The organism is Sulfurimonas sp., assembly GCF_041563035.1.
Taxonomy (GTDB): Bacteria; Campylobacterota; Campylobacteria; order Campylobacterales; family Sulfurimonadaceae; genus Sulfurimonas.
In genome coordinates, this window is sequence record NZ_JBFFNS010000017.1 from 19,810 (window position 1) to 40,379 (window position 20,570).

General features: G+C 33.3%; 20 protein-coding genes. 11 read left to right on the forward strand and 9 right to left on the reverse strand.

All coding sequences use genetic code 11. The features are described 5' to 3' along the window. Positions 1-9: 9 nt before the first annotated feature. The 9 genes from ABZC13_RS10765 to ABZC13_RS10805 form a co-directional block, all read right to left on the reverse strand. Entirely contained in the window at positions 10-1,242 is a 1,233-nt protein-coding gene (locus ABZC13_RS10765; RefSeq protein ID WP_373003397.1) for a M99 family carboxypeptidase catalytic domain-containing protein, read from the reverse strand. A gap of 76 nt (positions 1,243-1,318) precedes the next feature. Continuing rightward, a complete protein-coding gene (locus tag ABZC13_RS10770) occupies positions 1,319-2,287 on the reverse strand; it encodes a murein L,D-transpeptidase family protein (protein ID WP_373003400.1) in 969 nt (322 codons plus the stop codon). Next, positions 2,284-3,162: a GTPase Era gene (gene era, locus ABZC13_RS10775; RefSeq protein WP_373003404.1), complete on the reverse strand. Its 879-nt coding sequence runs from the start codon at positions 3,160-3,162 to the stop codon at positions 2,284-2,286. Before era ends, ABZC13_RS10770 begins: the two co-directional genes overlap by 4 nt. Before the next feature lie 96 nt (positions 3,163-3,258). Beyond that, complete coding sequence (gene hslU, locus ABZC13_RS10780; RefSeq protein ID WP_373003407.1) at positions 3,259-4,587, reverse strand: HslU--HslV peptidase ATPase subunit; 1,329 nt, start codon at positions 4,585-4,587, stop codon at positions 3,259-3,261. Then, complete coding sequence (hslV, locus tag ABZC13_RS10785) at positions 4,587-5,129, reverse strand: ATP-dependent protease subunit HslV (protein WP_373003410.1); 543 nt, start codon at positions 5,127-5,129, stop codon at positions 4,587-4,589. Before hslV ends, hslU begins: the two co-directional genes overlap by 1 nt. Continuing rightward, positions 5,130-5,576: a 50S ribosomal protein L9 gene (gene rplI, locus ABZC13_RS10790; RefSeq protein ID WP_373003413.1), complete on the reverse strand. Its 447-nt coding sequence runs from the start codon at positions 5,574-5,576 to the stop codon at positions 5,130-5,132. A 145-nt stretch (positions 5,577-5,721) separates the two neighbouring features. Then, positions 5,722-6,459: a ferredoxin-thioredoxin reductase catalytic domain-containing protein gene (locus ABZC13_RS10795; RefSeq protein WP_373003416.1), complete on the reverse strand. Its 738-nt coding sequence runs from the start codon at positions 6,457-6,459 to the stop codon at positions 5,722-5,724. A gap of 22 nt (positions 6,460-6,481) precedes the next feature. Beyond that, positions 6,482-7,720 (reverse strand): argininosuccinate synthase, encoded by a 1,239-nt coding sequence (locus ABZC13_RS10800; RefSeq protein ID WP_373003419.1) that lies wholly within the window; start codon positions 7,718-7,720, stop codon positions 6,482-6,484. Between the two features lie 137 nt (positions 7,721-7,857). Beyond that, positions 7,858-8,247, reverse strand: a complete 390-nt coding sequence (locus tag ABZC13_RS10805; protein WP_373003422.1) for a flagellar protein FlaG — start codon at positions 8,245-8,247, stop codon at positions 7,858-7,860. A 130-nt stretch (positions 8,248-8,377) separates the two neighbouring features. Here ABZC13_RS10805 and ABZC13_RS10810 point away from each other — a divergent pair, with 130 nt between their 5' ends. The 11 genes from ABZC13_RS10810 (at position 8,378) to ABZC13_RS10860 (ending at position 20,567) form a co-directional block, all read left to right on the forward strand. Further along, positions 8,378-9,583, forward strand: coding sequence for an MFS transporter (locus tag ABZC13_RS10810; protein WP_373003425.1), 1,206 nt, complete (start codon positions 8,378-8,380; stop codon positions 9,581-9,583). 87 nt (positions 9,584-9,670) lie between these two features. Further along, positions 9,671-9,943, forward strand: a complete 273-nt coding sequence (locus tag ABZC13_RS10815) for a hypothetical protein (protein WP_373003428.1) — start codon at positions 9,671-9,673, stop codon at positions 9,941-9,943. Positions 9,944-9,978: 35 nt separating this feature from the next. Then, a complete protein-coding gene (locus ABZC13_RS10820; protein ID WP_373003489.1) occupies positions 9,979-11,256 on the forward strand; it encodes an MATE family efflux transporter in 1,278 nt (425 codons plus the stop codon). A gap of 53 nt (positions 11,257-11,309) precedes the next feature. After that, on the forward strand, positions 11,310-13,469 hold the full coding sequence (locus ABZC13_RS10825; protein WP_373003431.1) for an EAL domain-containing protein: 2,160 nt from the start codon (positions 11,310-11,312) through the stop codon (positions 13,467-13,469). Between the two features lie 18 nt (positions 13,470-13,487). Beyond that, a complete protein-coding gene (locus ABZC13_RS10830) occupies positions 13,488-14,717 on the forward strand; it encodes a hypothetical protein (RefSeq protein ID WP_373003433.1) in 1,230 nt (409 codons plus the stop codon). Positions 14,718-14,742: 25 nt separating this feature from the next. Next, complete coding sequence (ligA, locus tag ABZC13_RS10835; protein ID WP_373003436.1) at positions 14,743-16,704, forward strand: NAD-dependent DNA ligase LigA; 1,962 nt, start codon at positions 14,743-14,745, stop codon at positions 16,702-16,704. Further along, positions 16,705-17,247, forward strand: a complete 543-nt coding sequence (locus ABZC13_RS10840) for an outer membrane beta-barrel protein (protein ID WP_373003439.1) — start codon at positions 16,705-16,707, stop codon at positions 17,245-17,247. Next, on the forward strand, positions 17,247-17,954 hold the full coding sequence (locus ABZC13_RS10845) for a TlyA family RNA methyltransferase (protein ID WP_373003442.1): 708 nt from the start codon (positions 17,247-17,249) through the stop codon (positions 17,952-17,954). Before ABZC13_RS10840 ends, ABZC13_RS10845 begins: the two co-directional genes overlap by 1 nt. Further along, positions 17,944-18,765 (forward strand): bifunctional riboflavin kinase/FAD synthetase, encoded by an 822-nt coding sequence (locus tag ABZC13_RS10850; protein ID WP_373003492.1) that lies wholly within the window; start codon positions 17,944-17,946, stop codon positions 18,763-18,765. The genes ABZC13_RS10845 and ABZC13_RS10850 overlap by 11 nt, the downstream gene beginning before the upstream one ends. Further along, positions 18,762-19,793, forward strand: coding sequence for a tRNA pseudouridine(13) synthase TruD (locus tag ABZC13_RS10855; protein ID WP_373003445.1), 1,032 nt, complete (start codon positions 18,762-18,764; stop codon positions 19,791-19,793). Before ABZC13_RS10850 ends, ABZC13_RS10855 begins: the two co-directional genes overlap by 4 nt. Positions 19,794-19,892: 99 nt before the next feature. Then, positions 19,893-20,567 (forward strand): F0F1 ATP synthase subunit A, encoded by a 675-nt coding sequence (locus ABZC13_RS10860; RefSeq protein WP_373003448.1) that lies wholly within the window; start codon positions 19,893-19,895, stop codon positions 20,565-20,567. The last annotated feature ends 3 nt before the right edge of the window (positions 20,568-20,570 follow it).

Below are 20,570 nucleotides of genomic sequence, written 5' to 3' on the forward strand. Positions count from 1 at the left end.
ACTATAATCCTATTTAAAGTGAGCCATTGACATAGAACAAAATTCATCATCTTGATAAAACTCTATCCTGTATGTTTTTTGACTTTTATCAACAGAAAATTTTTTGTCTAAAGCTTTGAGGTTTATAGCAACATCACTCTCACTGAGAGTATTTTTTGACTTAAACCCTATAACATTAACACGAAAATTACTGTTATGTACTATACTAAAATCGTCATTAACAAAAAAAGATGAAGCTATATTAACAGATTTTACCTGTTCATTAATTTTAACATCAAATTTTTGCTCACAATTTTTCGCAATTTTAAAGTATTGTGGCTTTAATATTGTTATTTTTTGATTACCGATATAAACAACAAAATTGCCATTAACGTTCTTCACACTACCTAGAGGGTGCGAAAACTCGAATACATTACCCTCTGATTTTATCGGAATAAAGCTTAAAGATTTTTTTATATCACTTAAATTTAATAAGATATTGTTATTTATCCCCAATGTACCATACTTTTTAAGTATTTTATTAAGTTCTTTTTCATTTAGATTAAACTCTCTTTCAAAAGATATTTTCATTATTTTCATAAATTCTTCTATCGCTAATAGCTGATAAAAAACTTTTTTTGAAAGAGAAGAAAGATTTTTACTACTTTCAATTGCAAAAGCTGGTTTGTTATTAGTAACTGCAAAGTAGGTTAGAGAGAGTTGCATTGCTTCATCATCAAATTTTGTATTGGTATTCCTAACATCAAGAGTATGATGCTCTTTTAAAAGCTTTTTATTTATGTTTTGTGTAACAATTGAAGCTATCGAATCTAGATTTCCAAATGGTTGTTCTTGTTTTAATTTACATTGATCTATAACACATGTTTGACCCCAGGAATTAGGGTTAAAAATATTACCTTGATGTTTTTTTCTATAAAAACCATTACCATCGTGTAAGTTTAAAACCAATGAGACTTTTTTCGAAAGAATAATTTCTTTAATCTCTTCAACGATTTCTTTATCTTTATCATTCTTTTTAGTAACAGAAAATTTTCTGTTCATATCTCCATTTAAGCCTCTTTTGTCTTCTTGAATACTATGTTTATTTAGATTTGGTACAATCCAAAGATTTTTTGATTTGATTTTGTAGTGAGTAGCTAAAATAGAAGCTGCAAAATATCCACCTGGTTCATCACCGTGTATCCCACCAATTACTAGCAGTGTAGTGTTTGAATCGGAGTTTTCTTTTTTTATAAGTTGCACATTTGAAGATGCATATATATTTAGACTCAGAAATAAAACAATAGTAATGAAAAATTTAAATTTTATTGTAAGCATTTTATTTTTCAGTTAAAATTTTCATACTGTTAGTTTCATCAAGTTTGATAACTAAAGTTTTATCTCCAGTGAATTCAAATGTATCGGATTTGTAAAACTCTTTAAATGTTATTTGATATACATTTTCAGAATTAGGATATGGAAGTACATTAATATTATTAAAAATTATTGTCTTTTTTTCAACTTTTTTGAATACTCTTGTTTTATATTTTTTAAATCCATAAAAATTCATACCGTCAAATCTAATAAAGTCATTTGAGTAAAAGTTTAAGTATCCCTTAATATCATCAAATAGCCAACTATATCTCCATGCATATAATTGAGATAAAATTGAAGCAAGAGTCTCTTTTGAGACACCTTTGTGAACTTCATTGCTATTAATAATAAGAAGAGTTCCATCAATATCAATTCTTTTATCTAAACACTCAATATTTGAGTTGTTTATAGCTATACACCCTTTAGTAAATTCATCTCTCTCTTGCTCGGTTGGAAGACCATGTATCCAGATTCCATGACCATTCTTTCCTCTATATTTATCATATGTATTTGGATAAGATGTAACAAAAGCTAAGGGTCCGTAAAATGAATCAAGTTTATTTTCACGAGATAGTTTTTTTGTAATTTGATAGATCCCAATAGGAGTTTTTAAATCTCCCTCTTTTATCTTGTCACCTTTTATTTTACCAGTATATGCACTGTATTCTTTTTTAAATTCATAAGTGCTATTTGTGTCTTTAGTATATAAGTTTAGTGTTGAATTTTCTTTATTACATGTTAAAATATTTGGATAAGATTCTAAGTATCCAAATGTTGTGTCTTTATCCTTTATGTACTTATCCCAATATTCTTTTTTTGTTAGTTCTAAATCCATTTGTTTCGCAATATCATTAATGCCATTAATTCTATAATTTGTTAAAATATCATTAGAATACAGGGATAAAGTAACTAGTAGTACAAAAATTATTTTCACGATTTATATCCTATTTCTTCTAGAAATGCTTTATCTTTAGACCAGCCTTTTTTAACGCTAACTTGCAGATTTAGATATGCCTTTTTACCACTTAGTCTCTCTATTTTTTCTCTTGCAGATTTACCAATTCTTTTTATAGATTCCCCGCCTTTACCAATAATTATTCCTTTTTGAGACTCTTTTTCTATAATAATAGTAGCATGTATTCTATCGATTCCTTCTTCCTCCTCAATAGAGTCTATAAGTACATCAGACTCATAAGGTATCTCATCACTTACATTTTCAAAAATACCTTCTCTTATAAAGCCGGCATAGATATCACGAACAAGTTCACTTGTTAAATCTTCTGGATCATAAAGAAACGGTGATTCTGGTAATTTTTTTGATATAGTTTTCAATAGATCTTCATGACCTACTTTTTTCGGAACTGCTATTGGAATTAGCGCTTCAAACTGATCTGAAAATTGATTATAAGAGGCAATTCGTTTAAAGAGTTTTTCTTGATTTACTTGATCAATCTTGCTTAGCACAATTATATGCTTGACTTTAGCCTTATTTAGTCTTAAAAACTTTTCATAGTGTTCTACAGAGTCAGTAACGGGAGCTAAGTAAACTATTAAGTCACAATCACCCATAGCCTTTAGAGCCTCATCCAGCATAAACTGATTAAGCATCTTTTCTCTTTCATGTAGTCCTGGCGTGTCTACAAAAATTATTTGTGCATCACCATGCATTACAATTGCATTAGAACGCTTTCTAGTAGCATTTGCCTTTTGGCTAACCATTGCTATGTTTTCACCTAAAAGCGAATTCATTAGTGTACTTTTACCAGCGTTTGGGCGTCCAATTAAAGATACGAAACCAGCTTTTGTCATTTTATTACCTTTGTTTATATAGCCACGAGGTGGCGTGAGTTAACCGATGAAGTGAAGATAGAGTTAACGTAGCAAGCGGAATTACTTCCGATTGCATTATAGGATATAACGTGACAGGTCATCATTTTCAACGACAATATCAAGTTTATCATGTACCAGCTTATCTGTAACGATAAACTCTTTTTCTTTATAAGCATCTGCTTCAAAGCTAATCTCTTCTAATACTCTTTCTAAAACAGTATGAAGTCTTCTTGCACCAATATCTTCCGTTGTTTCATTTGCTCTATGTGCAAGTTTTGCTATTGCCTTGATAGCGTCATCTTCAAAAGTCAGTTTTACATCCTCAACGCTCAAGAGTGCCTCATACTGTTTAAGTAAAGAACTTTGAGTTTGCGTGAGTATTTTATATAGCGTATCTTCTGTTAGAGATTCAAGTTCAACTCTAAGCGGAAATCTACCTTGTAATTCAGGAATCAAGTCACTTGGTTTAGTGATGTGAAATGCACCGGCAGCGATAAATAAAATATGATCTGTATTTACAACACCATATTTTGTAGTTACGCTACTACCTTCAACAATAGGAAGTAAGTCTCTTTGAACACCCTCTTTACTCGGATCATTTCGTCCTTGTGATTTTGCACTGATAGCAATTTTATCAATTTCATCCAAAAATATTATACCTCCATCTTCGGCACGTTTAAGTGCTTCAGTGTTAATATTTGTCATATCAAGAAGTTTGTGACTAGCTTCAACTTTTAGTATGGATTTAGCATCTTTAACTGTAACTTCTTTTTTATTGTCTTCTTTATTCATAGTCTCAAAGATTTTAGAAAAAGATTCTTGAACTTTCGCCATCTCTGGTGGAAGATTAGTATCGTTAAACTCTAAGTGAACTTTGTCAAATTGAAGTTCAATAATTCTATCGTCCATTTCACCATTTAGGACTCTCTCTTCCATAGCTCCAAGAAGTCTCTGATAATCATCTTTTTTACTCTCACTGGCACCATCGGGAAGTGTTGGAAGAAGTTTTTCTACAATTTTATTTAAAACATAGTTTTCTATTTTATCTTTATTTGCTTCTTCTTTTTCTTCTTTAACAATAGCAATAGAAGAAATAACCAAATCACGAATCATAGACTCAACATCACGACCAACAAAGCCGACCTCTGTATATTTACTCGCTTCTACTTTGATAAAAGGAACTTTCATCATCTTTGCAAGTCGTCTTGATATCTCTGTTTTACCAACACCTGTTGAGCCTATCATCAAGATATTCTTAGGCATTATCTCATCTTGTAGCTCTTGGCTAAGTTGCATTCTTCTATATCTTGTTCTTAAAGCAAGAGCAATAGTTTTTTTAGCATCACGCTGAGAAATTACATGTTTATCAAGATATTCAACTATCTCTTTTGGTGTTAAGTTCATTATTTACTATCCTCTAATATAAGAGTTTTAATACTGTGATTTGTATAGATGCACAAATCAGCAGCAATAGATAAACTTTCTCTTACAAGTTCTTCTTCATCTAATTGAGCATGTTTTTTAAGTGCTCTAGCTGCGGAGATAGCGTAATTTCCACCACTTCCGATAGAAGCAATCTCTCCATCTTCAGGTTCAACTACATCACCGTTGCCTGTAAGTATAAAAATGTGATCATTGTTTAATACTATCATCATTGCTTCAAGGCGTCTTAGCACCTTATCTTTACGCCAAGCTTTTGAGAACTCTATTACAGACTTTAACAGATCGCCTTTTTTATCCTCTAAAAACTCTTCAAACATATCAAAAAGGTTAAAAGCATCTGCTGTACTTCCAGCAAAACCAGCTAAGATCTTGCCTTTGTGGAGTGTACGAATTTTTGTAGCGTTGCCTTTTAGAACTGAGTCTCCAAAAGTAACCTGTCCATCTCCACCAATGACAGCTTTATTTTTTCCCTTATATGCAAGTATTGTAGTAGCATCAAACATCTATTCGCCTTGCACATCCACATGTAGTGTAGCATGTAGACCATGACCTAGTTTAAAGTCTAAATCATGTTCACCGACAGTTTTAATCGCTATTTTTTCATTGATATGTTTTTTGTCAATCTCAATACCATGTTGATCTTGTAATGCCGCTGCAACTTCTTCTTTTGTTACTGAACCAAAAAGATGACCATTTTGACCAAGTTTTTTTGTGATAATAATTTCACACTTATCAAGTTGTGCAGCTATTTTTTTAAGAGCATCTACCTCTTTCTCAAGATTTTCGGCAACTATTAGCTCATCTTGAGCATGTTGAGCTAAAATTTCAGGAGTTGCATGTCTTGCGAAACCTTTTCCAATAAGAAAATTTTTTCCATAACCATCTTTAACTTCTTTAACTTCGCCTTTTTTACCTAAGCTTTTTACATCTTTAATTAGTAATACTTTCATTATTTCACCTTAATTTCATTATATAAAATGAAGGAAATTTCTTCATTTATTTTTAACGATGTCGGAAGTAATCCCGTCATCTACGTTAACACTTGGTTCCCATCAGCGGGAAGCTCATCGTACTAGTACGATTTTAGTGTTGTGACTATCTTTCTATTTCGCCACCATAAGAAACTATACCGTGAGTCAGGTTTCCTACCTTAGTGTATCCCATATCATTTAAGATTCTAGCACAGTGAGCAGAACGACTACCTACGTGACAGTAAAGGATTATATTCTCATCTTTAGATAACTTAGCATCATCTAGTACTTGGAAGAAGCTACTAGTTGGAACTAGAGCATCTGCACCCTTGATATGACCCATTTGCCATTCCATGTGCTCACGAACATCTACAAGTTTAAAGTCAACCATACCAATATCTCTAGCTTCAAGAAGTGACATTATTTCATCACCATCAAGTTCAGCCTGAGAAACTAGCAGTGCACACTCTTCTTTAGTCAGACCACGAGAGTGAGTATGAACAACTTCTTCCATTCCCATTTCTAAGCGTTTGTTGGCAGCAAATTCAGGTGTACAAAAAATTCCACAGTGGCATGCACCCACTTCAGGAATCTCTTTTTCTATAGCCGGTTTACAAGGACATATCCTGTCATCAACGCTTTTTGGCTTATCACCAGTTGCATCAACCATAAAACATGGGCAAAATCTTTTGTTGTACATCATCTTGTATCTAGCAAGACCCATTTGTACACCTTCGTTAACTTCAGCTTGAGGGTTATATTCCCAACCAAATTGAGCAACAACTTTGTCTGTAAACTTTACTGTTTTTTCCATTTCAGCCTGAAACTCAGGTGAATTCATGTCTATTTTGATTATACTCATTATTTACCCCTTATATTAATGGTTATATGTGATTTCTTTTTTTACCTGCAATAATTCTTCTTAACGCATTTAGTTTAATAAAACCTTCTGCATCTTTTTGATTATATACTTCATCCTCTTCAAATGTTGAGTGTGCTTCTGAGTATAGAGACATATCTGATTCACGTCCTACTACTTCAACATTTCCTTTGTAAAGCTTTAGTTTAACACTACCTTGCACATATTTTTGTGTAGTGTCAATAGCAGCTTGAAGCATCTCTCTCTCTGGAGAGAACCAGAAGCCATTATAGATTAGTTCAGAATATTTTGCAATCATGCCATCTTTCATATGAGCTTCTTCACGGTCTAGTGTAATTGATTCAATTGCACGGTGAGCTTTTAGCATAATTGTTCCACCAGGAGTTTCATAACAACCTCTAGCTTTCATACCAACAAAACGATTTTCAACAATATCAACTCTGCCGATACCGTGTTTATTGCCATATTCGTTTAGTGTTCTTAACATTGTAGCCGGACTTAACTCTTCTCCATTTAGAGAAATAGGGTCACCGTTTTTGTAACCGATTGTTATATATTCTTTCTCATCTGGAGCATTTTCAGGAGAATTTGACCATAGCCACATAGATTCTTCGGGTTCATTCATTGGATTTTCTAAGTGAAGACCTTCGTATGAAATATGTAGAAGATTTGCGTCCATAGAATAAGGACTTACTGTTGGATTACCATCTGCATCAACATGCTTTTGATCAATGTTAATGCCGTGTTCTCTAGCGTATGATAAAAGTTTTTCTCTAGAGTTTAAGTCCCATTCTCTCCATGGAGCAATCACTGTAATATCAGGATTAAGACCTAAATAGCCAAGTTCAAATCTTACTTGGTCATTTCCTTTTCCAGTAGCTCCGTGAGATACCGCATCTGCACCCATTTTATTTGCAATTTCAATTTGTTTTTTAGCAATAAGTGGCCTAGCTATAGATGTACCAAGTAGATACTCCCCTTCATAAATAGCATTTGCTCTAAACATAGGGAAAACGTAATCTTTTACAAACTCTTCTTGAATATCAAGTATAAAAATATTTTCAGGTTTTATACCGTTGTCAAGTGCTTTTTGACGTGCAGGTTCTACCTCTTCACCTTGACCTAAGTCGGCTGTAAAAGTGATAACTTCAGCGTTATACTCATCTTGTAACCATTTTAGAATGATACTTGTATCAAGTCCACCAGAATAGGCAAGAACTACTTTTTTAACTTCTTTTTTCATATTAGAAAGTTCCTTATAGCAAAATAATTGACGCGATTTTACTACAAAAGAGATTAAAAAATGGTTAGTATGATATTTAATTATAAGAGAGGTGCAGAATTAAAGGAAAGGTGTCTGCTCAAAAGGGTAAGTTTTGATTACCCTTTTGAGTCAAATAGTATACCGGTTACTTCTTGCATTTTAGGAAGAAAATCCATTGCTTGTTCCGCTGGGAATCTTCTAATCATTTTATTAGTTTGTGCTTCAATTACAGATACGTAAAAAATATCTTGTGAATCAACTCCAAATTTCAAGTTAGTATTCATTGGTGCCATAGCTTTATTAAGCTGATCTACCAAATCCTTCACCTGCTCCTTAGAATTAATCTTAGTACTTGTATTAGAAGACTCTTTTTGAATCTCTTTTACAACATCAGCCTGCTTTGGTTGCTGAACTTGTTGTTGAACTTGCTGAGATGCTCTTCCTTGAGCTTCTTGCGTACCTAGTTGTGATTGTTGTTGTCTTGCAACATTAGCTATGCCATCCATGACTCACTCCTTATCCAAAGAATATTGTTATTACACAGCATATCGACATATATAAAAATAACTTTAATTAAAAAAAACAAATTTTTTAATTTTTTTTAAAAACGCTTTAGAATATGATAATCTTTCATTTATGAATGAGTATATACAACTACTAAAATCAGAGCCGATTCTTCGAAGATTATCAACAATACAACTTATTGCATATTTTGGTGCCTGGTTTAGCAATGTAGCCATATATACGCTACTTCTGGAACTAAATGTTTCAGCATCTGTTGTAGCATTTGTAGCAATGTTGCACTTTTTAGCCGGTGTAGTTCAAGCACCATTTTCCGGTTCTATAATTGACAGTGTACGACCGAAAAAACTTTTATTAATTCTTATCAGTGCAGAAATATTTGCAACTTTTTTCTTAATTTTTGTAAATTCTACATCAGATTTACTGCTTTTGTATCTGTTGATTTTTGTAAAAATGGCGGCAGCCAGTTTTTATTTTACAACTGAGATGTCACTGCTTCCTAAAATCTTGCATGGTGATAAACTTCAAAAAGCGAATGAACTTCACTCTATTATATGGTCTTTTTCATATACACTTGGAATGGCAATCAGTGGCTTTGTTGTCTATTGGTTTGGAGTAAAAACTGCATTTATCTTAGATTCATTAATGTTTGTTGTTGGATTTGTTCTTCTTTACAACTTAGATATAAAAGTAGAGGTAATAAAAACAGGGGAAAACCTACTTCAGATGATGCGTGACACTTTTAGATATCTGAAAAGGACTCCACAAGCACTGCATCTAATGCTAATCCATGCTTTTGTAGGTTTAACAGCTTTTGATGCATTAGTCGCGTTGATGGTTGATAAGTATTATGCATCTGTAATTGCAACTTCTTTGGCTCTAGGGCTTCTTCATGCATCTCGTGCTGTTGGTCTGGTTATTGGACCTATAGTTATAAGTAACTGGGTAAATAATAGACGAATAGTTTATATATTCATTGCTCAGGCTTTAGCTGTCTGGCTATGGGCTGCATTGATGAAAGATTTTTATCTCTCACTCTTTGCAAGTGTGATTGTGGGTCTATTTACCACAACTCTTTGGTCATATACCTATACGCTGCTTCAAAAAAATATTGAAGAAAAGTATTATGGACGAATAGTTGCATACAACGATATGCTTTTTCTTAGTTCAGCGGCTTTTACTTCATTTATGATAGGTTTTTTGGCAACTACAGGTTTCTCTTTAGAGTTTATTACAGTTGTTATAGGAATAGGTTTTATTATTGGTGGAATTTATTTTTCTTGGATTTTAAAAACACAGAATATAAAAGATATAAAGTAGCTTTTTTCGCCAAAAGGCGTAGCTTTAGTGACTGAGTATAATCTGGACTAGTTCGGATTATGCGAGATATAATAAAAGGAATATAAAATGATATATAAATCAAAAATTGGAAATATTGATTTAGCTAAGTTAACTAGACTTTATCCTGCTGCAGTTGTAGAGATGCAAGGTGAAGTGGCTGAGATGAGTTTAGAATGGATTGAGATGAATGAAGATAAAGTGAATCTAAAAGAGTATATTTTAGTCTTTGATTTTACTTCGCCAAAAGAAGAAGTTAAAGACAAGAAAGTTTTACATTTTGAGACAAAAGATGAGCTCATACAAACTATGACAGAGGTAGCACAATTTTTTCAAGATTAGTCTCAAATGACACTAAGCGTGTATTTAAAATCGCAATTCCTGCTGCATTAAAACATCTAGTTGATATATTACAGGTTCTCATTGATATGCTTATGGTCGGTATGGTCAGTGTATCGGCATTAGCCGCAGTTGGTATGAGTATGCAGTTTATAATGGTCATTAATGTTTTGATGACACTCTATGTTGTAGGTGGAAATGCCTTGATTTCAAGGTTTATAGGTCAAGGGCGTAAAAGAAGAGCTTCGGCTCTTCTATATGGACTCGGTATTTTTGCAATTATCTTGTCAGTTTTTGTAACTATAGGAGGTTATTTTGGAAGCTCACATATCTATGCTCTTATGGGTGCATCTGAGGATGTAATCTCTCAAGGCTCAATGTACTTTAAAATACTCTCTTTGGGAATAGTTGTAATATTTATAGATAATCTTCTTTATAATGCACTCTCAGCTGCCGGAGACACAAAAAGTTCACTCTATATAAAACTCTTCTCTGCCGGTATAAATGCTTTTTTAAACTATGTACTTATCTTTGGTCACTTTGGTTTTGAAGCATATGGCATTGAAGGTGCCGCATATGCGACTGTAATAGCATATATATTTAATGTCATCGCATATTATTTTCTTATCAAAAAGTCAGACTCTAAACTAAACCTTATTCCAATAGTCCGTATAAAAGATATGCTAAGAGTCTGGAATGTAGGCTGGAGTGCGGCACTCGATCGTGGCATCTCCAGTATGTCATTTTTAGTTTTTATTTCAATAATTACAGCTTATGGTACGCACGAACTTGCCGGTTATCAGGTTGGTCTTCGTATTGAGGGCATCGCATTTATGCCTGGTTTTGGTTTTGCTATTGCCGCTATGGCACTTGTTGGTCAAAATCTGGGAGCTAACAATAAAGACAGAGCCTATAACATGGGAATAATTAGTGGAAGAATTGCTTATATGTTTATGGGAAGTGTGGGCGTTGTATTAATAACAATTCCTGAGATATTAGTATCTTTCTTTACACAAGATGCTGCAACGATTGAAGTAGCGTCTTATTATCTAATCCTTGTTGGATTAGCCCAAATTCCTTTAGCCATCATGTTTGTGTATTCTGGAGCTTTAAGAGGGGCGGGGGCAACTAAGACCACTTTAAAAGTAAATGTCTTATCTCTATGGTTTTTAAGAGTTGTCCCTTCATACATAGCTTATAAAATGGGATATGGAATAATTGTAATATTTATAATCATGAATGTAGAGACATTGCTCAAAGGCTTAATATATTGGTATATATACCAAAAAAGAGAGTGGTTAAACATAAAAGTTTAAATTAAAAATGTTACAATGCATAAAAATATTAAAATTTATAATAATGAGCAATATTGAACATTCCTGAGCAGACGAAACAAAAGACACTCTTACTAGCCATCATGGTGTTACTTATATCGTGGGTAGTTGGATACGTATTTTTAGATTATCAGTTTAAAAAGTCTACAGATGAACAGATAAACAGCATAACAGATTCTACAGAGAAATTGTTTGATATTAAACTAAAAGAAGAAGATAAAATTTTAAAATTCAGACTAAATAGAATAGTCTCAGCAGATGGGCTGTCTGAAGCTATAGCTAATGCTGATTATGAAAAAATACACGCTATTATCACTCCATATTACAACCGTTTAAAATCTATAAACCCAGATACTAAAATTCTTACATTCCGTTCTAAAGACGGAATTACACTCTATCGTGCTCATAAACCTGAGTTTCGTGGTGATTCGCTAAATCAAAAAAGAAAACTTATATTAGATACAAACACTATGCAAAGATCTTTTAGTGGTTTTGAAGTAGGAAAGTTAGAAATGACTTATAGAACTACACAAGCCATTTTTTATGATAACAAATATGTTGGAAATGTAGAGCTTGGTGTATCACCTGGACTTTTTATAAAAGATTTAAATACAGTTTTTAAAATAGATATGGGCATAGCAATAGATAAATCACTTATAGATATTATGATTGAGAATGACAAAGTATCTATTGATGATAAATATACTCTTATAAGAGGCAGTAAGACTTTAAGAAAGTATTTTACAAATCATGAAGAGTTATCTGACTTTAGAATAGATATGAATATGCCTCTGCAAAATCATCTATCTAAGACTTTAGGATTTTTAGTCGTAGGATTTGATATCTCTAAAATAGTTTACCAAAATAAAGCTTTTATGTATAAGTTGCTTTTTATTGGAATATTTGTCGCCTTGCTACTTGTAATCGTACTTCATGAAGGTTTTAACATGATGCTAAAACACTTTACAAAGCAGGTTTATACAGACCACTTAACAGGTCTTGGAAATAGACAAGCCTTAAATGATGAACTATTCTCAGGAAAAAGTAATGTACTTGTTCTAAGTAATATAAAAGAGTTCAGTCTTTTAAATGAACTTTATGGTGTTGACATCGGTAATGAGGTTTTACAACAAGTAGCACATGAATTTCAAAATTTTGCTACTGAGCATGATTTTATTGCCTATAGAGTTTCATCAGATGAGTATGTTCTTTTAAAGCATGACGCAAATTTTCAAGCAGATATCTATAGTGAGATTTTAGATGAATTACATAGCAGAATAAATGCTCTTCCTATATATATTGCTATGATAGAAGAAACTTTGAGAGTAGAGATATATTCCGGACTTGCATTTGATCAGGCACACTCTCTTGAAGAGGCTCAAATGGCACTTAGAAAAGCTAAAGAGAAATCGCTGCCTTACCTTGCATATTCTCAAAGTGTAGATACTAAAAAGAATTCTGAGCGCATCTTAGGTATGAAAAGAATTATTAGACATGCCTTGGAACATAAAAATGTTATTCCATTTTTTCAACCTATCACAGATAAAGATGGTAATATAGTTAAATATGAAGCCTTGGTTCGTATAGTAGATTTTGAGAATGGTGAAAAAAGTATAATATTCCCTGATGATTTCTTGCCGGTTGCCATAAAAAGTGGACTATACATTGAAGTCGCACAAGAGATGCTCTTTCAAGCATTGTCTTTCTTTGCAGACAGAGATGAGAAGATATCTGTAAACTTCCTTCCTAATGATTTTTTCAACTATGCTCTTATGGATAAATTAGTAAATCTAATAAAGAAATTTGAATCACCTGAAAAAATAGTCATAGAGATTACGGAACAAGAGGGTATAGAAGACTTTGACAGACTTGTTAGAGTTGTAGAGAGATTAAGAAAACAGGGTGTTTTAATCGCTATTGATGATTTTGGTAGCGGGTATGCAAATTATGCCCATATTCTGAAGATTAAGCCTGATTATCTAAAAATAGACGGCTCCCTTATTAAAAATATATTAGTAGATAATGAATCAAAAATTCTAGTAAAAAGTATTATACGATTTGCTAAGGATTTGGAGACTAAAACTATTGCAGAATATGTAGAGAATAAAGAGATATTTGAACTTCTTAAAGAATATGGCGTAGATGAGTTCCAAGGTTACTATTTTGGCCGTCCTACAGATCTTATAAATAGTTGAAAAGAGATATAAATAATTATGAATTTAGAAACAGAAATTGTATACATTATAGAAGATAATAGTGATTTGATCGAATATAAAAAAAATCAAATAATTATAATACCAAATGCCTTGAGAAATGGCATCTATGGGTTAATTGAAGAAAACAATAGTGAAGATTTTGATGAAAAAGATCTGATTAAATCAGCTGTTAGAAAAGCATTAAAGCTAAAAGAGAGTGATATTATTGTTCTTAAACAAGAACACATTTTTATCAAGATCTTCAACGAAGCAAAGAGAACCAAGGTCTCTCCAAGTGAAGTAAATACTATTGCCGGTAGATTTAATGGTATTGATGAGAGTGAACTCGATGATTTTTATGATGAGTACTTCTCAAAAGAAGAGAGAAAGATTTTTTTTAACTCAATTGTAAAGCAGTTTGTTGAGATATATTTTATAGAAGAAAAGATCGACAATAATCTATATGAAAAGAATGTATTTGCTTATATCCAAGAACTTATAATGAAGCAACTTACTAACGAGTTTGATCACTGTCTGGAGTTTTTAAAAGGTTTTACCGGTTATATATTTAGAATACACTTTAATGATGTGTTTGAATCAATAGCTGAGTTTATGTTAAATGAGATTTCAATCTCAAACGATTACATGATAGAGTTTTTAAAATACTACTCTCTGAATATAGTTATTCTAAATGGTGAGAAGTATATAGTTCCATCTTTAGAGACCGAAGATGGTTTAAAATGGAATGTAATTTCTATGCTTTCTATTGCTAAAGTATATACAAGAACAAGAGATTCTGTCAACAGACTTCAAAAAGAGATATATGTTGTTGATGAGCAAATCTTAGGACTTTTTATCAATGAACTTTCCCCAGTAGAATATAATAACCTTTATAAAAAAGAGAAACAAAAACTCTCAGACCAGTTAAGAAAAGAGGGACGAGCCTTAGAAGATATGCTCGACTCAGTTCATAGAGCAAAAAATGAAAATATTAAAGATGGCATTAGACAAAATATAGAGAGAGCAAAACAAGATATAAGAGTGACTAAGAAAAGTATAGATAAACTTTCAGATAAAGAGATAGATAGAAAAAAAATAGATAAGTACATCAAACTAGAGCGTGAAATTGAGAGTATGCTTCGTGAACTAAAATCTCAAGAGAAGATATTAGCTCAAAATAAAAACTCTTTTATGTCTATTAAAAAATCACTTGTAAAAGCTTTAATATCAAAAAAACAGCGTATATAAATTAACTTTGAGATAAAATCCGATTATGAAATTCGAAGATTATAAAAAAGCAGTTGAGCAATTAAACTTGTACTCACATCACTACTATGTACTTGACGACCCTATTACAACGGATGAGGTTTATGACAAACTTTATCATGAGGTAGTGGAGTATGAAGAGAACAACAAAGATGATATTTTAGTATCTTCTCCTACACAAAGGGTTGGTGACACTGTCTCTAGTGGATTTACTAAGGCTTCGCATCTATCGCGTATGTGGTCTCTAGAAGATATTTTTGACTCAGAGGGTTTGGAGAAGTGGCTTACTAAGACGTATAAACTGGATAGTAATATCTCATTTTACTGTGAGCCAAAATTTGATGGAGCAAGTCTTAATCTTGTTTATGAAAATGGTGAACTCATTCAGGGAATCACTCGCGGTGATGGAACTGTCGGTGAGCTAATAACTCAAAATGTAAAAACAATTCGTTCTATACCTCTTACAATAGATCATAAAGAGCGCATAGAAATCCGCGGTGAAGTAGTGATTTTTAAAGATGAGTTTGACAAAATCAACGAAGCAAGATTAAAAGCAGGCGAGGCAGTCTTTGCAAACCCTAGAAATGCAGCTGCGGGAAGTCTGCGACAGTTGGACCCCAGCATTACAGCATCTAGAAATTTAGTGTTTTTACCTTATGGTGTTGGTGAAGATACACTTGAGCATAAACTATTGAGTGACAAGATGAATTACATCTATGAACTTGGATTTAGAAAACCACCCAAAAGTTCTACTTGCAAAGGTTATGATGAGATAGAAGCCATATATGAAGTGATGAAAAAAGATAGAGATAGCTACTCCATGATGCTAGATGGTATGGTTATAAAAGTAAACGAAATAGCATCTCAGATAGATATGGGCTATACAGTTAAAAATCCTCGTTTTTCAGTTGCATATAAATTTCCGGCTGTTGAAAAGATAACAACTATAAAAGAGATTGTTCTTCAAGTTGGACGAAGTGGAGCAGTTACTCCCGTAGCTCAAGTTGAGCCGACAGACATAGACGGTGTTGTAGTTGAGCGTGCAACTCTTCATAATTTTGACGAGATAGATAGAAAAGATATCCGTCTAAATGATAAGGTAATTATTCTTAGAAGTGGAGATGTAATACCTAAAATCATTAAAGTCCTAACTCATGAGAGAGATGGAAGTGAAGTTCCTTATGAGCGTCCAACACTTTGTCCTGTATGTGAGAGTGAACTTTTAGATGAAGGTGTTTTACTCAAGTGTCAAAATTTAGAGTGTGAGGCTAGGGTAGTAAACTCTATCATATACTTTGCATCTAAGGCATGTCTAAACATTGACGGTTTAGGAAACAAGATAGTCGAAGCTCTGTTTACATCAGGACTTGTAAAGAGTGTTGTTGATCTGTTTGATTTGACTCTAGATAAACTCTTAGCTCTTGAAGGTTTTAAAGAGAAGAAATCTCAAAATCTTTTAAACTCTTTAGAAGCTGCTAAGGGTTGTGACTATTGGAGATTTATAAACTCTTTAGGGATAGAACATGTTGGAGAAGTTGCTTCTAAGACTCTTAGTGAGAACTTTGGATCATCTTTTATAGACGCTTCTAAAGAAGATATAGTAGCATGTGATGGCATCGGTGAAGAGATGGCTGAATCTGTTTTAGAGTTTGTAAGAGTAAACAGAGAGACTATTTTAAACCTGCAAGAGATTTTAAAGCCACTTGAGCCAGTACAAAAAGTTGAAGCAGTGGAAAATCCTTTTAAAGGAAAAACCGCTGTTCTAACTGGAACTATGAGTGAATCGCGTGGAGCAATCAAAGAGATGCTAGAAGAGTTCGGTGCCAAAGTGTCTGGTTCAGTTTCTAAAAAGACGGACTTTTTGATTTACGGTGAAGATGCCGGTAGTAAATATGACAAAGCTATGAGTCTTGGTGTTGAGTGTTTAACAGAAGATGAGATGCGAAGTAAGATAAACGAGAGTGCATAAATGAAAATAATTTTATCAATACTACTGTTTTGTACGCTATTGGCAGCAGATAGATCTGGACCATATATAGGTTTTGGATATGGACTTTCTCAGTTTGACGATGATGGCATCTATAAAGAACTTAAAGATAGTGAGTCAACATCTATGACACTTTATGGAGGTGCTTATATAAACAAGTATTTATCAGTAGAGTTAGCATATGTAAATATGACTGCAGGTAATGCTTATAAGGCAGTAGATGCAACAAATGTGGAGAAAGATTTATCTTTTTCATCTCTAAATGTCAGTACATTGGCTCACTACGCCTTTTTTGATGATACTTTGGACTTTTATGGAAAGTTTGGTGTCGGTGATATGACTGCCGGCGGTGTTGGAAGTACAGGCTTTACTATGCTCTTGGGTACTGGTGTTGGAGTTAGGTTCAATGATATGCTAAGCATGAAAGTAGCCTATGACAGATATATCACAGATTATGAAAAAGATGGTTTAAAAAATGAGATGCACGTAGATTTTTTATACACAGCTTTTGAGGTTCAGTTTTGATGAGACTGGATAACTATCTTGTTGAAAATTCACTTAGTGAGAGCAGAACAAAAGCTCAAAGCATCATTAAGAATGGACTTGTAAGTGTTAATTCAAATGTAATTACAAAGAGCTCATTTAAGATAGAATCTAACGATGAGGTAAATGTAGCTGAGCATAAAGAGTATGTATCTCGGTCAGCACATAAGCTGAGTTCATTTTTAGAAGAGCTAAAGATGGATGTGAAGGGTGATGTTGCTTTAGACATAGGTTCATCTACAGGTGGATTTACTCAGGTTCTTTTGGAATATGGAGCTAAAGAAGTCAGTGCTGTTGATGTTGGACGTGATCAACTTCACAAGAGTCTGCTCAATGATGAACGTGTGTTCTCTCATGAAAGCTGTGACATACGAGAGTTCAAAAGCGAGAAAACTTTTGAGATAGTTGTAAGTGATGTTGCTTTTATATCACTGCTTAATATTTTAGATGACATAGACAGACTTGCATCAAGCAAAATTATCCTGCTTTTTAAACCCCAGTTTGAAGTAGGACGAGAAGCTAAACGAGATAACCATGGTGTTGTAGTTGATGAAAAAGCTATTATGAAAGCGATGATAAAATTTGAAGATGCAGCTATGCTAAAAGGATGGAAACTGATTATGAAATCTCCATCAAAACTAACAGGTAAGGAGGGTAATCTTGAGTATTGCTACTGCTATGAAAAATAGTACTGCCATAGCCATCGGTGGGTTCGACGGTATGCATATAGGTCATCAGCATCTCTTTGCAGAACTTGGTGAGAATGGAACTATTGTCGTTATCGAGACAGGATATGCAAATCTTACACCAAAAAATGAGCGTGAGCATTTTTCACACTATCCCATACTTTATCTTGAACTTGACGAGATTCGTCACTTAGATGGAAAAGCATTTATATCTCTGCTTGAGAGTAAGTTTCCAAAACTAGATAAAATAGTTGTCGGTTATGATTTTCACTTTGGTAAAGATAGAAAGTATTCATTTGAAGACCTTGATACTCTGTTTAGCGGAGAGGTGAAAGTTGTTGCAGAAGTTACTCATAATGGTGATTCAGTTCACTCTCACAAGATTAGAGCAAAACTGCAAATCGGTGATATTAAAGGTGCAAATGACTTTTTAGGACATAACTATACTATAAAGGGAGCTTTAGTATCCGGACAGGGTATAGGTAAAAAAGAGTTGGTAGCCACTATAAACATAGAAGCAACAGGCTTTTTAACTCCTAAAGAGGGGGTTTATGTTACTCTGACTCGTATAGACGATGAGGAACATTATCATCCATCTGTCTCTTTTGTCGGACACAGAGTTACTACAGATGGCTCATTTGCCATTGAGTCACATATTCTAGACGGTGAAGTGTTATGTAATACTAAAGCTAGAATAAGTTTTGTCTCTTTTATAAGGGATAATAAAAAATTTGATTCCATTGCGGAGTTGAAAAAAGCGATACAGAGTGACATCAATATTGCTTCACAAAAATTAAAGTTATTGCAATTATGAGAAAAAGAGAATATTTACAGAGTGTTGGTGGTGACATAAGTTTTAAGTTTTATCAGACTCCTACTGATTTCGTTGTTGATGAAATACCATCAACAGAATTTAAGGGTAAGGGTAACTATCTAATCTTACATGTTAAAAAAGTTGAACTTACAACTTGGGACATGATTGCTGTGTTTGCTGAGTATATGGCAGTCCCTGCACAGAAGATTGGTTATGCAGGTCTAAAAGACAAACATGCAACTACTACGCAGTATATATCAGTAGATGCTTCTTATGAGCAACTACTTAAAAAGTTTTACCATAAGCAGATAAAAATACTGAGTACTACGAGACATTCTCACTCTATTCGTATGGGTGATCTAGCAGGAAACAGATTTAGCATTAATCTTCATTTTGTTGATAATATAGATGCAGGTAAGATAGAAAAAGTTGCTAGAAAAATCGCGAAAGACGGTTTACCTAATTATTTCGGTTATCAAAGATTTGGTCGTGATGCCGACAGTATTCAACAAGCAAAAGAAATGATTCAAGGAGAACTTTTTATAGAAGATAACAAAGTAAAGAAATTTCTTATTTCTATCTATCAGAGTGTATTTTTTAATGATTGGCTAAGAGATAGAGTTATGCTGACTTTGGAAAATAATGAAACTAAATTTAAACTGCTTGAAGGAGATGTTTATCAATCAAAAGATGGTAAGTTGTCTACTCCAAAAATTATGCCTACAAATGATTATGAGAGCAAAAAAGTAGTTCCTACAGGGCTTTTATGCGGTAGAGACGTTTTTCGTGCACGTTCAGAAGCTAGAGAGATAGAAAAAGAGTATGATGATGAGTTTTTACAAGACAAGGGGTATAGAAGAGAAGCTGTAATTTATCCAAAAGATATAGAGTGTACCTATGTTAAAAAGCAGACACTTTTAAATTTTTCATTCTCACTTCCAAAAGGTTCTTATGCTACGGTATTCTTAGAGTCGATAGCCGGAAAGAATTATAGTGCCAAAGATGTAAAAGCAAAGGCTAAAAAATAGTAATAAAAGATAAATTTGTAAAAAAGTATCTTTTATTATAATAATTTAATGCAAGTTAGATTATAATCACGCAATTAATTTGAGACAGGGAGTACACCTATGGGTGAATTATTCACATTTTTCGGTCTAATATCTCACGATAAGACTTTTATCTACATGACACACATGTTATTATCTGCTGGTATCGCCTTACTAATCGTAAGAGCAGCAATGTCAAACCTTCAACTAGTTCCTAAAGGGGCACAGAACTTAATGGAAGCATACATCGGTGGTGTTCTTCAAATGGGTATAGATGTAATGGGCGCTGAAAATGCTCGTCGTTATGTACCACTTGTTGCTACGATCGGTCTTTTTGTTGTTATTGCTAACTTAATTGGTGTTGTTCCAGGTTTTGAAGCTCCAACAGCATTTTTAGAAATGCCTTTAACACTTGCTCTTGTAGTGTTTGTTTACTATAACTTTGAAGGTATCCGTCGTCAAGGTGTTATTAAGTACTTCAAACACTTCATGGGTCCAGTTTGGTGGTTATATTGGTTAATGTTCCCAATCGAGATCGTTTCTCACTTTTCTCGTCTTATCTCTCTTTCTTTCCGTCTTTTTGGAAATGTAAAGGGTGATGATATGTTCTTAATGGTAATCTTGATGTTAGCTCCTTGGTTACTTCCAATGATTCCATTCGCACTACTTACTTTCATGGCATTCTTACAAGCGTTTATCTTTATGATGCTTACTACAGTTTACCTTGGTTCTGCCGTAGTTATGGACGACCACTAAGTC

Excerpts from the sequence above, each read along its gene's own strand:
- ABZC13_RS10810 (WP_373003425.1), top strand. The coding sequence starts at position 8,378 with ATGAATGAGTATATACAACTACTAAAATCAGAGCCGATTCTTCGAAGA.
- ABZC13_RS10845 (WP_373003442.1), top strand. The coding sequence starts at position 17,247 with ATGAGACTGGATAACTATCTTGTTGAAAATTCACTTAGTGAGAGCAGA.
- hslU (WP_373003407.1), bottom strand. The coding sequence starts at position 4,587 with ATGAACTTAACACCAAAAGAGATAGTTGAATATCTTGATAAACATGTA.
- ABZC13_RS10815 (WP_373003428.1), top strand. The coding sequence starts at position 9,671 with ATGATATATAAATCAAAAATTGGAAATATTGATTTAGCTAAGTTAACT.
- ABZC13_RS10830 (WP_373003433.1), top strand. The coding sequence starts at position 13,488 with ATGAATTTAGAAACAGAAATTGTATACATTATAGAAGATAATAGTGAT.
- ABZC13_RS10795 (WP_373003416.1), bottom strand. The coding sequence starts at position 6,459 with ATGAGTATAATCAAAATAGACATGAATTCACCTGAGTTTCAGGCTGAA.
- rplI (WP_373003413.1), bottom strand. The coding sequence starts at position 5,576 with ATGAAAGTATTACTAATTAAAGATGTAAAAAGCTTAGGTAAAAAAGGC.
- era (WP_373003404.1), bottom strand. The coding sequence starts at position 3,162 with ATGACAAAAGCTGGTTTCGTATCTTTAATTGGACGCCCAAACGCTGGT.
- ligA (WP_373003436.1), top strand. The coding sequence starts at position 14,743 with ATGAAATTCGAAGATTATAAAAAAGCAGTTGAGCAATTAAACTTGTAC.
- ABZC13_RS10860 (WP_373003448.1), top strand. The coding sequence starts at position 19,893 with ATGGGTGAATTATTCACATTTTTCGGTCTAATATCTCACGATAAGACT.
- ABZC13_RS10800 (WP_373003419.1), bottom strand. The coding sequence starts at position 7,720 with ATGAAAAAAGAAGTTAAAAAAGTAGTTCTTGCCTATTCTGGTGGACTT.
- hslV (WP_373003410.1), bottom strand. The coding sequence starts at position 5,129 with ATGTTTGATGCTACTACAATACTTGCATATAAGGGAAAAAATAAAGCT.
- ABZC13_RS10850 (WP_373003492.1), top strand. The coding sequence starts at position 17,944 with ATGAAAAATAGTACTGCCATAGCCATCGGTGGGTTCGACGGTATGCAT.
- ABZC13_RS10840 (WP_373003439.1), top strand. The coding sequence starts at position 16,705 with ATGAAAATAATTTTATCAATACTACTGTTTTGTACGCTATTGGCAGCA.
- ABZC13_RS10855 (WP_373003445.1), top strand. The coding sequence starts at position 18,762 with ATGAGAAAAAGAGAATATTTACAGAGTGTTGGTGGTGACATAAGTTTT.
- ABZC13_RS10805 (WP_373003422.1), bottom strand. The coding sequence starts at position 8,247 with ATGGATGGCATAGCTAATGTTGCAAGACAACAACAATCACAACTAGGT.